Origin of the sequence: Microvirga aerophila, assembly GCF_003332305.1 — a bacterium.
GTDB classification, from domain to species: Bacteria; Pseudomonadota; Alphaproteobacteria; order Rhizobiales; family Beijerinckiaceae; genus Microvirga; species Microvirga aerophila.
In genome coordinates this window covers 1-13571 of record NZ_QOIO01000017.1, presented here as the reverse complement: position 1 = coordinate 13571, position 13571 = coordinate 1, and the positions used below count along the sequence as shown (strand labels likewise).

Genomic DNA, 13571 nt, shown 5'->3' with positions numbered 1-13571 from the left:
AGGAATAGCCTACCCATAGAGTGACGCAAGAGTTGTGGTCAGGCGCCCAGTCGGACCACGGGGCCCTTATTTGAGCAACACTGTGCAATTGCTTTGGAAACTTGAGTACGGAGACCTAAGCGACAGGCAGCACGAAAACCGTGTGAAATTCCGGCCCACTTAGGCGATTGTATTGGAGCCCTTTTATGTCTCATATCGATCGGATGACTTCAGGCGGTTTCTTAGCAACGGCTAGACAGAAACGATGCGATAATCCCGGTGATGGAAACACGCGCTGCCCCGAGGCCGCTTCATCGGCCCGCAGGTCGCGACTTGGCAGAAACTATAGGAACTGGGATGTGGACAACGGCCCAGATGTGAAGATCGCGAGCAGAGGAGTCCAAGTGCTTCAGGACGAAATCGCTACAGAAGCGTCCGATCTCCTGCTACGCATTGGGAAGCGTGTGTTTCGACCATGCGTGGAAGCGCGAATAGATCCGATCTCTAGGACAATAGGAGCCGTCCGAGTTTCACTCATCGACAGTGCGGGCTATATGACGATGAACTCGAGAAGCTGCACCATGGCGTCGCCCCACAACGCATCATCTGCTTGGCTTACCGCGGATACGTGGCTCGGCCCAAAGACGCAATCAGAATACGACACACAGTCGCTCGTCCGCGATCTTGCTAAGTCCAACGCGGGGCACCGCGCACGATCGCTGATCAACCCCGTGCTCTCACGACCGACGCAACGCTAGCCGACCCCGACCTGGATGGAGGCCGCGCTCGTTCTTCGCGGATACTCTGCCTGTACAGCGACGTGAGCGAGGGATGTCATGTCTCAGTACCGTCCCACGAGTTGGAACTCGATGCTTCGGCAACTCGCCATGATCTACGTCTCCGATGACGGCGGCCCAATCCGGACGATCATCGGATTGCGCAACACGGTTTGGACCGGGGAGTATCCATCTGTTAAGTCGGGCTGGAGCCTGCCATGGGAAAGCCGGCTGGAGCGAGACTACATGTGGGTGTGCGAAACCGATACGGCCGTCGTGTGGTTTCTTGCCCAGCCGCTCAGGATCGAGATCGCCGTCGATGACGAAACGTATGAGTACATCCCGGATGTCTACGAGGATCGAGCCGATGGAAGTGTTCAGATTACCGAAATCAAGAAGCACAGGGAGGAAATAGCGAGAGATCCACGCTACGAGCTCAAACTGGACCTCGCGCGCTATGTCTGCGAGGGGCTCGGCTGGACGTTCAAGATCCTTGAGGAAAGTGACATTCACCTGCCGAAAGTCGTCTTTCGGAACATACGGGATATGCACGACGACGGGAAGCTCGCCGTACCCTTGGCTGATATGCTTGCCGTGCGATCGCACATAGAAGCCGTTGGCGGAGCAACGACACTCGGTGCGGCCGCCAAGACGCTGGGCGGGTGGCAACGCGGGTTCGCCTTGTTAAAGGCAATGATGGTGCGACGCATCGTCGAGATCGACTTACGCCTGCCCTTCTGCTTCGACAACATCGTCACCCTCGTTCCCCGGACACTCGCGTCATCACGGCCGGGCCATAGGCCGCTTCACAGGAAGATCGAACGACCTGAGAACCCTCCGGCGAGGTAAGCCATGACGCGTTTTCACATTCTCGAAGCAGGTGACCGAATTGAGTTCACAAGTGAGGACGGGCGCGCTTCCGAAACCCTGATAGTCGAGGAGTTGCGCCCTGGAGAAAGAACGTACGTGTTGCGTCATGAAGGGACTAACCGTCTTGAACTGCCGCCGACGTCGTGGGAGGCGATCGAGAAGGCGCACGAGGAGGGAAGATTACGCCGGCTCCCATTCGAAGGCAAAGGCCACCGTGCTCGCAAAGCGGGACGCGAGGACCCGAGGCCGGGCCCTATGAAGCCGGACGAGGCGGTCAGGAAAGCCTACTTGGACGCCTGGGACGCCGAGCCAAAGCACACGTCGCAAAGCAAGGCTGCCATGGACCGCTGGGTCCGGAAAGTGTCGCAGCGCCCGGATTTCAGGATGTACAGCTACTGGATTCCGGGTGGCGTATCGGTCGCGCGCTGGGCGCGTGAACGTGGCGTCCTGGGACACCGCCCGCCCGAGGAAATGATCGATCGGAGGGGGAAGGGAAAGCGGGCGCCACGCCGGGACGGCGGATACCACAAGGCTCTGAAAACAGCGGCGCTTTGGTACTGGTCGCTCGACACCCGTACGCCCGAGCAGGCAGTCAACCGCATCAATGTGGTCTTCGACTATCTCGATGCCCGGCGGAAACGGACCAATAGGAAGGCTCGAAAGCGCCAGCGCCCGAGCGATACCGCCATTCGCAAGAAGATCAAGGAAGTTGAGTGCTACGACACCTGGATGACCAAGTGGGGCGGGGCGAGGGCGGTGGAGAGATGGCATGCTGTCGGTGAAGGCCTGATCGCCACGAAGCCGCTCGAGATCGTCATTTTCGATCACACCAAGTCAGACGCTTGGGTGATTTACGATCCAGTACGAAAATTGGTTCGAGGCCGCCCCTGGGTGACCTTGGCGATCGATGTCTTCACCCGGATAATCCTGGCATGCTTCGTAACCTATCGACGGCCGTGCACGTCGACCGCCACCGAGCTTGTCATGCGCATCAACCAGCCCAAGAACTGGATTAAGGACAAGTTCGCCCATCTCGAAAACGGGATGGAGGCGTATGGAAAGGCCACTCGGATTGTCGTAGACCATGAATGGGCGCACAAGGGACCGTCATTCCGACAAGGGATGAAGTTGATAGGAACTGGCGTGGAATGGCCGCGCAAGCGAAATCCCCAGGCCAAAGCGATCGGGGAGAAGATCTTCGACACCATCAATAAGTTGTGCTTCCACCGGTCGGCGGGGAGCGTACCACTGCCTGCCCACATTCTGCGCCGTTGGGGTTATGACCCGTCCAAGACGAAGACGGCATCGACTGAGGAATTCGAGGCCAATCTCTTCAAAGCGATCTGCGATGTGTACCAAATGGAACCGCATCCTGCGATCGGCAAGGCCCCACTTCAGGCTTGGCGTGAGGAGACGGAAGGACGCCATATCCCGGTGGTCGACAACATTGCCTACCTCAAGGCAGCTTTGGGACGGGTTAAGAAAGACATCACCCTCGACAAGGCCGGGCTCGTCTGCAACGGCGTCCGCTATCACGACCAATCAATCGTGAACTGGCTCCTTCCGGAACTGGCGCGTGGTGAGCCAATTTGTAGCCAACGGAAGGCCGGGAGTGCGAAGGCCAGCGGCCTGTGGGGCACGATTGACCCCGAGAACATTGACCACTTCAATCTATACGTCGAAGGGCGCAACCGGTTCGTGACAATCAACGCTGCTGCCGATCATGCTGAGTACGTGCGGGATCTGCCAGAGGACGTCTATGAGGCCATGAAGGCCGCCAACAAGGCCGCGAACAAGGCGTTCCATTCGCCCGCTGATCGGGCCCGCACGCGCAATGAACTTTGCAGGATGATGGAGAAGGCTGTCCCCGCGCGTCAGGTCGAGGCTCGTTTGAACCAGCATCGTCTACGCGAAAAACTCGCTGACCTGGGTATGCTCCAGCGAAACATCGTCAAGTTCGAGGAAGCCCCGTCATCCGTTGACGGACGTGCCCGGCCATTGGCCCTCCCAGTCGATCTTGATCGCCAGCGGGAAGACCGGGGCCGTCCGCCCAAACAACACCGTAGCAAGAAGGCAGCACAGGCACAAAAGGCGGCGATACGGCATAAGAAGGTGCAGGCTGCGATCAAGGCTAAGCAGTGTGATCAGCCCGACCCAGCCGGTGATAATAGCCCAGCCCAACGTCCGCAGAAGGATTGGGACACCTTGCTGAAGGTCCCAGATCCTGAGGCCTTCATGAACAATCTTGGTCCCGGGTGGGGGAGCACAGCAAGAGCAACCCCAGAGGATACGCAAGTTTCGGAGCCAGCACGTAATGGCAGGAATGGGCTCAATACTCTCATGCCTAATCGCGGCGGGTGTCCAAGTAGAGAGTAATAAGAGAAGGAAACCCGAATGGACTTTCTCGACATCGATATCGATGATGTGATCATGGAACCGAAGGAGCGCGAACTGCGGCGCCAAATCGGAGAACTTCAGGCTACTTTCGAGACTATCTGCTTCATGCACCCTCGACTCGTTGAGGCGCACCAGACGTTCGAGACGATGCGGGACGAGGTAGCGAGGGCGAGATTCTATCTGCGCAAGCGTGGCGTTGCAGCCGGAGAGGGGCTCGCCAAATATCCCGCGTTGATCCAGCCAGTGATTGCCCAGTCCGGAATGGGAAAGACGACGAACGCACAGACTTTCGTCGAGTGCATCCGCCGCCGCGAAGGCCATACAGACAAGACGGTCCCAGCGGTATACGCCGAACTCCGACCTGGGACGGTGCTCAAGACATTCTTCTCCGATCTCCTCAAGGGGTTTGGATGCAACTTCCCCGAAGACGGAACAGTGGAGGAGAAGCGCACCAGAATGGAACACTTTGCAACGCTCCGCCCGACTGACATCGTGTTCATTGATGAGATGCACAATATCGTGAAGCGAGACGAGAGCGCCAGCAATCACACGGTTTATTTGCTGCGAACGCTCAAGTCGGTCGCGAACCGCGCGCAGTTCGCCATCATTGCCATTGGTACCGAGGAACTGCTGGCATCCTTCTGTATGTCTCGGGAGATCCGCAATCGATGTCGCCCGCCAATCCTGATCTACCCTGCCGACGTATCCACCGATGAGGGGTCAACCTTGATGCTTGGATACATTGGCAAACTCGACGACGCCTGCGCGCGCAAAGGCATCACGAAGGGCAAATCCGGCTTTTTAGCGGACGATCTCCCGGCGTGTTTCGCGGAGGTATCGATGGAAACGTGGGAGGGCGTGACCGGCTCGAACACGGGAGTGATCTCGAAGCTCGTCCGACATGCGATCGAGCCGATGGCGCGCCGGGTTGCGGCTAACCCTGAGACCGAGCGCGAGATTATCACTCGTGAAGATCTCGCGCTCGCCACGGCGGGATGGGCCATCCCACTTAATGTCTGCAAAACCAACCCATTTAGGAACGGTCCCAGCAAACTCATCCGGAGGCAGTAAATGTCCGTTTGGACTGAACTCGACCTTCCTGCGCTTACTTCGAGTGATGGCACCGGAAGCGGACGCAATGATCCGATCAAGCCATTTCCGTTTCCCCTGTCGCCTGAGCGGGACGAAAGCCTGCTAGGGCATTTCGCGCGCGTGTGCGCCCATCATATGGTGCCTAAGCGCAAGCGACCCGTAACACTCGCTCGGATTAACACATTACGACCGGAGACGTTGCCGATCATCCACCAGCATCGCGCTCCGGATCTTGCCCGACTCCTGGACATCCCCGTTGAGGAGGTTGAGAGGCGGATGTACCGAAGCACTGAATTCGAGGGGAGGGACACACCCTTTATCCAGTTCTTCAGCACACCCCTGCCCGCGTCATACCGAGAAAGCCGCCGCCGGCGAGTATCGCCGGCTGCCCTGGCATTGCGACCTTATCACCGCGCGATGTGGGAGCTTCGCCCCTTCGTGTTCGATCGGGGGACAATGGGCTGTCTCGTTGATCGATGCCAAAATCCGGAATGCGGACGCTATTTGGGTTGGCGCCATCCTCACATGCCGGAGTTGTGCGAGCACTGCGGAGCCGATCTCCGTGACTTCACGGCTGAACGCGTCGCGGAGGAGGATCAAGAACCTTGTGCGTTCGCTGCCGGCCTCGTAGACCCAGACCCAGAGGTCCGCGCAGCGGTTCGTTGCTTGGTCCCCGAACGTTTGTCGGACTGGAGCAACACTGATCTTTTGGACCTTTGCATCCGCTTTTCTTACCTAGTGAAGGATGAGGTACTTGGTGGCTTCTCGCGGCGCACGGTGAAAGCGAACGATTTCACGGGATGGAGTGCATCAGATCTTGCGAGAGGCGCACGAGTAGTACTGGGCTGGCCGCGATCGTTTTACTCGCTTTGCGATCGATTGCGCTCAGATCAGGTCAGGCGCACGGGGGTGTATGGCGTCTTTAGGGACATTGGCCCGCTGTTCAAGTTCCGGTTCAATAGAGCCAATCCACCTCAAGTTCGTGCGCTCCTCGATGATGCGATACGGAACTACTATGGATCGATTACCGACATTGTAATGCGTGGCCCGGATCGTCGATCCCGTGGAGAGCATGCTGGGTTTCTTACGCTTCGGCAGGCAGCCGACCGCTGCAACATACACCCATGTGTATTGAAGCGCCTCTTCAGTGTAGCTGAGCTTGAGATCTTGCGCGCACCAAACAATATGAGATCGCCTGTATTCTTGAAGGCGGACCAAGTTCTGGCTTGGAACGAAGAGCGAAATGGACTTGAAGAACGCCGAGATGTTACTGCAAAGACTGGGCTCCCGGAACATGTCTTGGTGACACTTGCAAAGATGGGTGAACTCAGGTTGGCGAGTGGACCTGCGGCGGTGATGGCTGGACGTGGAACTTGGTTCCGCCGGTCGGAGACGGAAAAGTTCTGCCAGAAGTTGACCAGTCTTGGGCCGTTAGTGTCCGTTCGGCCGCGTGGCTGCACTCCCCTTGCAGAATGCGTCAAGGGCATGAGACAAGTTCCGAAGCCTTGGATTCCCGCTCTTGCGGCTCTTCTTGCCGGATCTATCAGGGTGGAAGGCGTACTTGATTCACGCACCGTTTTAGTTAGTCGAGTCCTTGTGAAGAAGAATTCAGTAGAGGAAATGCTGGCTTCAGCGGCATTCAAGAATCCGGGCGGGTCGACAGAATTGTCAACGATAACGACAATCTCAGCATGCGAGTATCTCAATGTAGGTTCTGAAATGATCAATTCATTGCTCGATCAAGGGCTCATTGAGTTCGTTAGGCTGTCGAACGGCCTTCGTCGTCCGTTGCGCGCAAGCGTGGAGGAGTTCGGTCGCAGATTCATGTTGACCGGTGAGATAGCGCACGCTGCTGGGGTCGATGTCCGCAGTGTCCGGCGCTTTTTCCATACGAGATTGAAGCCGTATCGGACAACGAAACGTGGTAGAGCTGTTTGGAGTCGAGAAGAGGCGGAAGCGTTACTGACTGAATTAGCGTCGGAGACATGTTGCCGGACTAAACGCAGGAAGAGGGCGCACTAAGTCTAGGTACATAACCTGATTGTCTATGCTCTCTAGCGAGGCTGAGGTTGGCTCCGCTCGAGGGAGGAGCAGAGGCATAGATGCGCACAAAACTCCTTCGCATCCTATCAGGATATTTCCATGGTCGCAGGCTAGGGCGTGTTATCGCTTGAACTGATTGGATCGGCTTGCGTTTTGCTCCTCCAGGATGAGGAGGAGCAATGCTCAGCGACGGACAATGGGCTCTTCTGGAGCCCCTGATTGAAGCGTGCCGGCCGAAAGGCAAGACCCCACCGCAGGACCTGCGGCGCACCCTTTCGGCCATCCTGTGGCGGCATCAGAACGGAGCCAAGGGGCGGGCTGTCCCGGGGGAGCTGGGCCCCTGGTGGCGCGCCGCCCAGATCTTCATCCGCTGGGCACGATCGGGCGTCTGGGAACGCTTGCTGCATCTTGTTCAGGAATGTGGGATCAAGCTCGGCATGGTGTTTCTCGATGGTACGAGCGTGCGGGCCCACCAGAAAGCGGCCGGGGCTCGCCGATAAGGAACTCTCAAGCTGAGCGAGATGATCGTGAAGCCCTTGGCCGCTCTCGTGGCGGCTATGGCACCAAGGCCTGCGTGATCGCTGACGGTCTCGGACGCGCCATCGCGTTTCGGATCGCGCCTGGGCAGGCGCGTGAACTGCCCCATGCCATCCCGCTGCTCGAGCAACTGCCGGGTGTGCCAACGTGGGTGGTCGGAGATCGCGACTACACCAGCCATGACTTTCGTGAGCACATCTGGAGTATCGGCGCACGCCCCGCTATCCCGCCGCAGCGCCATGAGGCGCCGGTGGCATGCCCCGAGTGGATCTACAACAACCGCAATGTTGTCGAGCGGCTCTGGGCCAGATTTAAGGAATGGCGAGCCGTTGCGACTCGCTACGAAAAGACTGCCTCATCCTTCATGGGCATTCTCTGCCTCGCCGCTACACTCGATTGGATTAAGCGATGACACGCCCTAGACGGTTCAGGATTGATTGCGCCGTATGGCACTATTCGCGATCGTATCTAAAGAATTTAATCCGGAACCGGAGCAAGCGGCGGATGCTCTGCGGGGAGATCCGGAATTAGACCGGCATGCACTTCTCTGCCGTATCCGCAGAGATAGAGGAGATTGGGGGCGTCGCATGTCCCGATCTCATTTTCATCGAACTTACGATGCGTTTCGGACTGAGCGTCTGGCCCGATTAATCACTCACGTCACAATGGTCGATGGCTGCGGAACGATGCTTTTGAAAAGACTTGCTTTCGCAGGTCTGATTCCCCATTAATTTCAATTAGATAGGAGGTGTGAATCAGTTGTAGCGGCAGGCAGAGTATTTCCTAAGTATTCGTGCGACACTAAAAGAATCAGATTAGCACGAGAAAGTTTTGAGATTTCATAGGCTTGAGTGGATCAGTCTTGATGGCGTCCGACAGGGATTAGCAGCTTCGCTTCCTTCGGGTGTTTCCGGCCTTCTGTCCTGAGCCTACTCGGACCCGGCCGCCGGATCTATCCACGCGCTGCCCCCTTTCGGGAAGTCCATCTAGGGTTGCCAAGGATCGGCTACGATCACCAGCCTCATGCCTCCGACCACCAACCTGTGCTGCTCGAACCCGACATGTGAATGACACTTCGGCCGACGGCGACAGCCTGACTGAATCTTCGCGCGGACCAGGGAATTTTGATAGGCAATTGCGTTCCGATGGGTCCCGCCCTACCTGTTTCCCGCTGAACAGGCATGATGCGAGCCATAGCTGTCTCTGGAAATGCGATGACCGATACGACTCATCCGGCAGACCGTCCCGATTCTCAGGCCGTCGATGCGGAGCTTTTGGTCGAAGCGGTCGCGGATATTGCCCTGCTTGTCCTCGATAGCGCAGGGCGCATCACAAGCTGGAATACGGGTGCGGAGCGGATTCATGGCTGGCGCAAGGATGAAGCCGTGGGCCGTCACTTTTCCATGCTTTATGCCGGCCAGGATGCGCCCGGGCAGGAACTGGACACAGCGTGTCGGACGGGCCGCTATGAGATCCAGACCTCTTGCGTGCGCAAGAACGGTACGGTTTTCACGGCTCACCTGACCATTACACCGTTTGCCGGCCACGCCGGCGAGGCCAATGGTTATGCCATGGTGATCCGCGACGTGACGGAGCGGGTTCTGGCCGAAGAGGCCCTGAAGTCCCGCGAGGCGCATCTTCGATCCATTCTGGAGACCGTGCCGGACGCCATGGTGGTGATCGACGAGCAGGCGCGGATCCAGTCCTTCAGTACGACCGCCATGCGTCTGTTTGGCTATGAGCCCAACGAGGTGATCGGCGAGAACGTGAAGATTCTGATGCCCAATCCCTACCGGGACCAGCATGACGCCTACATGCAGCGCTATCTCAGGACCGGCGAACGCAGGATCATCGGCATCGGCCGCGTGGTGGTGGGCCAGCGCAAGGACGGGTCAACTTTTCCTATGGAGCTGGCCGTTGGCGAGATGCATTCCAGCGGCGAGCGCTACTTCACTGGTTTTATTCGCGACCTGACGGAGCGGCAGCAGACAGAAACCCGACTGCAGGAACTTCAGTCCGAACTGGTTCACATGTCGCGGTTTACGGCGCTGGGTGAAATGGCCTCGACACTTGCGCACGAAATCAACCAGCCGCTGACGGCTATCTCCAACTACCTCAAGGGATGCCGCCGCATTCTCGAGCGCATGGAGGGGGAAACCGTCCCGATGCTGCGCGAGGCGGTCAACGAGGCCGCCGATCAGGCCCTGCGCGCTGGGCAGGTCATCCGACATCTGCGCGAGTTTGTTGCTCGTGGTGAAAGCGAGCGCCACATTGAAAGCCTGCCGAAGCTCATCGAAGAGGCGAGCGCGCTTGCTCTTGTGGGCGCCAAGGAGCGCGGCATTCGGGTGGCTTTCGATTTCGATCCCGTCGCAGCTTTCGTTCTCGCCGATCGCATTCAGGTCCAGCAGGTGCTTCTCAACCTGATCCGCAATGCCATCGAGGCGATGCAGGACCAGCCGCGCCGGGAACTTGTGGTGGCGACCAAGGCTGTGGAGGACGGGCTGGTGGAAGTGAGCGTACGGGATACCGGGCCGGGCATCGCGCCGGAGATAGCAGCTCACCTGTTCCAGCCCTTCATGACCACCAAGAAACACGGCATGGGAGTCGGGTTATCCATCTGCCGAACCATCGTGGAGTCCCACGGCGGCAAGATCCAGGCGGTTTCGCCGCCAGGGGAGGGAACCACGTTCCGGTTCACCCTCAGGGCCGTCAACAGAGAGGAGATGGCGCATGCCGAATGATGCGGTCGTTCATGTGGTTGACGATGACGTCGCTGTGCGAAAGTCGTTGGCGTTCCTTCTGGCGTCCGATGGGCTTGCTGTTCGCCTGCACGAATCCGCCACTGCTTTCCTCGACGAGGTGAAGGACGTCGAAGCGGGTTGCATCGTCACTGATGTGCGCATGCCCGGCATCGACGGCATGGAGTTCCTGCGCCGGCTCAAGGCGCGCGGAAGCATCCTTCCGGTGATCGTGATGACCGGTCATGCGGATGTGCCCATGGCTGTTGAGGCCATGAAGGAGGGCGCGGTCGATTTCATCGAGAAGCCGTTTAAAGACGAGGTCTTCCTGGCGGCGGTGCGCTCCGCCTTGCTCCGGCAGGACAGGAACCTGCACCAGACGCCGGAACTCTTACAGGCGCAGGCCCGTCTAGACTCTCTGTCCGAGCGCGAGCGCCAAGTTCTCGACGGGTTGGTTGCCGGCAAGGCCAATAAGGTGATCGCGTTCGATCTCGGGATCAGCCCACGCACCGTGGAAATCTATCGGGCGAACGTCATGTCGAAGATGCAGGCGAGGAGCCTGTCCGAGCTGGTCCGTATGGCCCTGCTGGTTGAGGGTGTGAACGGGACAGGGGCTTCTTAAGGACATTCCCGGAGTTGGGGGCCACGGGGGCCACATGCATATTAGGGCAAAAGGCGAAGTGTCTGTGTGACGCCATAACCCCGGATGCCCATGAGGCCGCTACCATGTCCCAACATGCTGGGCCCGTCCTTGTCGTGGATGACGATGACGCGGTCCGAAATTCATTGAAATTCGCCCTTGAGCTCGAAGGCCTGTCCGTGCGCCTCTACAAGGGGGCGGCCGAGATCCTGGCGGAGGCGGATTTGCCCCGGCACGGATGCCTGGTGATTGACGACGCCGTGGCTGGAATGGACGGGATCGAACTCGTCCGACAGCTTCGGCAGCGCCAAATCCGCTATCCGGCTATTCTCATCACGTCCCGAGCCAACCACCGTTTGCGCGGGAAGGCTCCATGCCCTGCCTTTCAGACCGTGCTTGAAAAGCCACTCCAGGACGGTCGTCTCCTGGACAGCATCCACCTCGCCCTGGCGACCGTGCCGGCGGACCTCCGGGAAACCCCTTAGGGGGATGATCTGAATGTCCCCGTCGTCTGGCCCGGCGTATTCCTCACCCCGTCAAGAACATCAGCAGACGACGAGGATACGATGCATACCCCGCTCGCCACGATCGGCCGTGCGCCGCGTGAGCCACAGAAAAGCAAAAGATTTCCACTCGGGCGCGCCGCGATGGGTCTTATAACCCTGGCTGGCGGAGCTCTGGCCAGCTCTGCGCCGGCTGAGGCTCATGTGAAGTGGTTCGCCCCCTACATCGTCGGCGCGGCCCCCCAGCCGGTCGCCGCAACGTTGACAAACCCGTGGTTCTGGACCGGCATCCTCCTCGTGCTGGGCTTTTTCATCGCAACGGTCATGCTTGAGCGCAGACCTGTCGGCCAAGGCGCCCTGAGCGTTCTCGACAAGGCGACATCTCCTCTCTGGAGCCGTTCCGATGATTTCATGCGAGTGACGTTCGGGGCGTTCTTCGTCGCAATTTTCGCCGTGGGCGGCGTTTACCTGACCCCGGACCTGAAGACGAATTCCGAGGTGATTTCCTGGGCGCAGCTGCTCATCGCCGCCTGTGTCTTCTCCCGTCGGACCATGCCGATCGCCGCAGGGGGCATCATTGCCCTGTGGGTGGTGGCGCTGCGTGACTACGATCTCTTCCACCTTCTCGACTATCTCGCGCTCGGCGTCGGCGTTGCCGGCTACCTCGTTCTGGCCTCCACCGACAATCCAAAGTGGCGTGCTCGCCGGTTCCTTGTCCTGCGCTGGGGTGTCGCCATTGCGCTCATGTGGTCGAGCCTCGAGAAGTTCGCCTACCCGAACTGGTTCTATCCGCTTGTCGAGGAAAAGCCCTTCCTGACCTTCGGAATGCCGCGGGACGTGTTCATCCCGATGGCAGGCGTCTCGGAGTTCACCCTCGGGTTCGGCCTGCTCTGGACGCCGCTCGTACGCCGCCTCTCGGCTGTGTCCCTGCTCGTGATCTTCTTCACCGCTGTCTATCCGTTCGGACGTATCGACCTCGTGGGACATGCCCTGATCATGGCGGTGTTGTTCCTGATCGCTGCCGACCCCTGCCGCGATGCAAGAGCCGCGTCCATGGTGAAGTTTCGCGGCGCCATGCCGAAGATCGGCAATCTCGTGACGGTACCTGCTGGTCTCGCCGTGGCTTTGGTGGTGCTCGTATCCGGATACTGGGGGCTACACGGCACCATCTATGGAGCCAACGGGGAGTACGCTTCGCCGACCAGTGAGATCAGCACCCATTCTCACGATCCCGAGCATCCCCATGGCCCAGCAGCCCCGGGTGAAAGCGGAGGAGCGGTTGGCTCGAACAGGACCGGATCGCACAGTCACCACTAGGGACCAGCGAGTACGACCTTTAATCCGACAGCGAAAAAGCGAGCAGCCTAGCTGCTCGCTTTTTCGATTTACTCGTATGCGTGAACGCTTGACAACGGCAGGAACTCGCTTGACCCACTCGCGCATTGCCGAAGATGCGTCATCCCAACAGGTTTCGTAGGGTTCGCATGAACACGCGGGCGCCGATGCCGATCAATTCGTCCGGGAAGTCATAACCGGGATTGTGCAGGCTTGCATGATTTTCCCCCGCACCGAGGAAAAACATCGCCGACGGCGCAGTTGCGCCGATGCGCCCGAAATCTTCCGAAGCGCGGAAAGGGAGATTGCCACGGTCATAGTGGACACGTTCGTCTTCTAAAGCATCGGACTGGAAATTCGACTCTTAGGGTTCTGGGTTGATGTGATCTGTGATTCACTTCGTCGGACGGGAGGTGGATCATGGGTCACTGCTATTCTCTCGATCTTCGTATGCGGGTTGCAGCCTTCGTCGAGGCGGGCCATTCCTGCCGGACGGCGGCCCGCCACTTTGGCGTCAGGGACAGCTGTGCCATCAAGCTGATGCAGCGCCAGCGGCGGTTCGGCTCGCCGGCGCCCGCCCGCCAAGGCCGTCCGCCGGGAGGTGGCAAACTGGTGCCTTATGAGACCTTCCTGATCCAAGCCGTCGAGGCACACCCCGCCA

General features: G+C 59.0%; 10 protein-coding genes and 1 pseudogene. 9 read left to right on the top strand and 2 right to left on the bottom strand.

Annotated elements, in window-relative coordinates:
• The first annotated feature begins 866 nt into the window (after nucleotides 1-866).
• The 3 genes from DRB19_RS11195 to DRB19_RS11185 all read left to right on the top strand — a co-directional run bounded on the left by DRB19_RS11195 (nucleotide 867) and on the right by DRB19_RS11185 (nucleotide 5093).
• Nucleotides 867-1604, top strand: a complete 738-nt coding sequence (locus DRB19_RS11195) for a TnsA endonuclease N-terminal domain-containing protein (RefSeq protein WP_162815653.1) — start codon at nucleotides 867-869, stop codon at nucleotides 1602-1604.
• 627 nt (nucleotides 1605-2231) lie between these two features.
• A complete protein-coding gene (locus tag DRB19_RS11190; RefSeq protein ID WP_162815652.1) occupies nucleotides 2232-4001 on the top strand; it encodes a DDE-type integrase/transposase/recombinase in 1770 nt (589 codons plus the stop codon).
• Between the two features lie 18 nt (nucleotides 4002-4019).
• Nucleotides 4020-5093: an ATP-binding protein gene (locus DRB19_RS11185; RefSeq protein WP_114186123.1), complete on the top strand. Its 1074-nt coding sequence runs from the start codon at nucleotides 4020-4022 to the stop codon at nucleotides 5091-5093.
• A gap of 906 nt (nucleotides 5094-5999) precedes the next feature.
• Here DRB19_RS11185 and DRB19_RS11180 read toward each other — a convergent pair.
• The gene (locus DRB19_RS11180) at nucleotides 6000-6410 is read right to left on the bottom strand and encodes a hypothetical protein (RefSeq protein ID WP_114186122.1); all 411 of its coding nucleotides are present in this window, start codon (nucleotides 6408-6410) and stop codon (nucleotides 6000-6002) included.
• 926 nt (nucleotides 6411-7336) lie between these two features.
• Here DRB19_RS11180 and DRB19_RS11175 point away from each other — a divergent pair.
• The 5 genes from DRB19_RS11175 (at nucleotide 7337) to DRB19_RS11155 (ending at nucleotide 12892) form a co-directional block, all read left to right on the top strand.
• Nucleotides 7337-8106 (top strand): IS5 family transposase gene (locus tag DRB19_RS11175; protein ID WP_373867350.1). Its coding sequence is split into 2 segments (ribosomal slippage): nucleotides 7337-7655 and nucleotides 7655-8106, totalling 771 coding nucleotides; the frame shifts between segments, so codons are not numbered across the junction.
• 802 nt (nucleotides 8107-8908) lie between these two features.
• Nucleotides 8909-10435, top strand: a complete 1527-nt coding sequence (locus tag DRB19_RS11170) for a PAS domain-containing sensor histidine kinase (protein WP_114186121.1) — start codon at nucleotides 8909-8911, stop codon at nucleotides 10433-10435.
• The gene (gene fixJ, locus DRB19_RS11165; protein ID WP_114186120.1) at nucleotides 10425-11054 is read left to right on the top strand and encodes a response regulator FixJ; all 630 of its coding nucleotides are present in this window, start codon (nucleotides 10425-10427) and stop codon (nucleotides 11052-11054) included. Before DRB19_RS11170 ends, fixJ begins: the two co-directional genes overlap by 11 nt.
• A gap of 104 nt (nucleotides 11055-11158) precedes the next feature.
• Nucleotides 11159-11557 (top strand): response regulator, encoded by a 399-nt coding sequence (locus tag DRB19_RS11160; protein ID WP_114186119.1) that lies wholly within the window; start codon nucleotides 11159-11161, stop codon nucleotides 11555-11557.
• Nucleotides 11558-11638: 81 nt separating this feature from the next.
• Complete coding sequence (locus tag DRB19_RS11155) at nucleotides 11639-12892, top strand: DUF305 domain-containing protein (RefSeq protein ID WP_174799930.1); 1254 nt, start codon at nucleotides 11639-11641, stop codon at nucleotides 12890-12892.
• A gap of 139 nt (nucleotides 12893-13031) precedes the next feature.
• Here DRB19_RS11155 and DRB19_RS31085 read toward each other — a convergent pair.
• A pseudogene (locus DRB19_RS31085) lies at nucleotides 13032-13253 on the bottom strand (amidohydrolase); the annotation flags it as partial.
• Between the two features lie 77 nt (nucleotides 13254-13330).
• On the opposite strand from DRB19_RS31085, the gene DRB19_RS11145 reads away from it, so the two are divergent.
• Nucleotides 13331-13571 (top strand): IS630 transposase-related protein (locus tag DRB19_RS11145; protein WP_245439419.1); only part of this gene is annotated, 241 nt, incomplete at its 3' end.

Coding starts and splice junctions, on each gene's coding strand:
- DRB19_RS11170 (WP_114186121.1), top strand. CDS start 8,909: ATGACCGATACGACTCATCCGGCAGACCGTCCCGATTCTCAGGCCGTC.
- DRB19_RS11155 (WP_174799930.1), top strand. CDS start 11,639: ATGCATACCCCGCTCGCCACGATCGGCCGTGCGCCGCGTGAGCCACAG.
- fixJ (WP_114186120.1), top strand. CDS start 10,425: ATGCCGAATGATGCGGTCGTTCATGTGGTTGACGATGACGTCGCTGTG.
- DRB19_RS11195 (WP_162815653.1), top strand. CDS start 867: ATGATCTACGTCTCCGATGACGGCGGCCCAATCCGGACGATCATCGGA.
- DRB19_RS11180 (WP_114186122.1), bottom strand. CDS start 6,410: ATGTTCCGGGAGCCCAGTCTTTGCAGTAACATCTCGGCGTTCTTCAAG.
- DRB19_RS11160 (WP_114186119.1), top strand. CDS start 11,159: ATGTCCCAACATGCTGGGCCCGTCCTTGTCGTGGATGACGATGACGCG.
- DRB19_RS11185 (WP_114186123.1), top strand. CDS start 4,020: ATGGACTTTCTCGACATCGATATCGATGATGTGATCATGGAACCGAAG.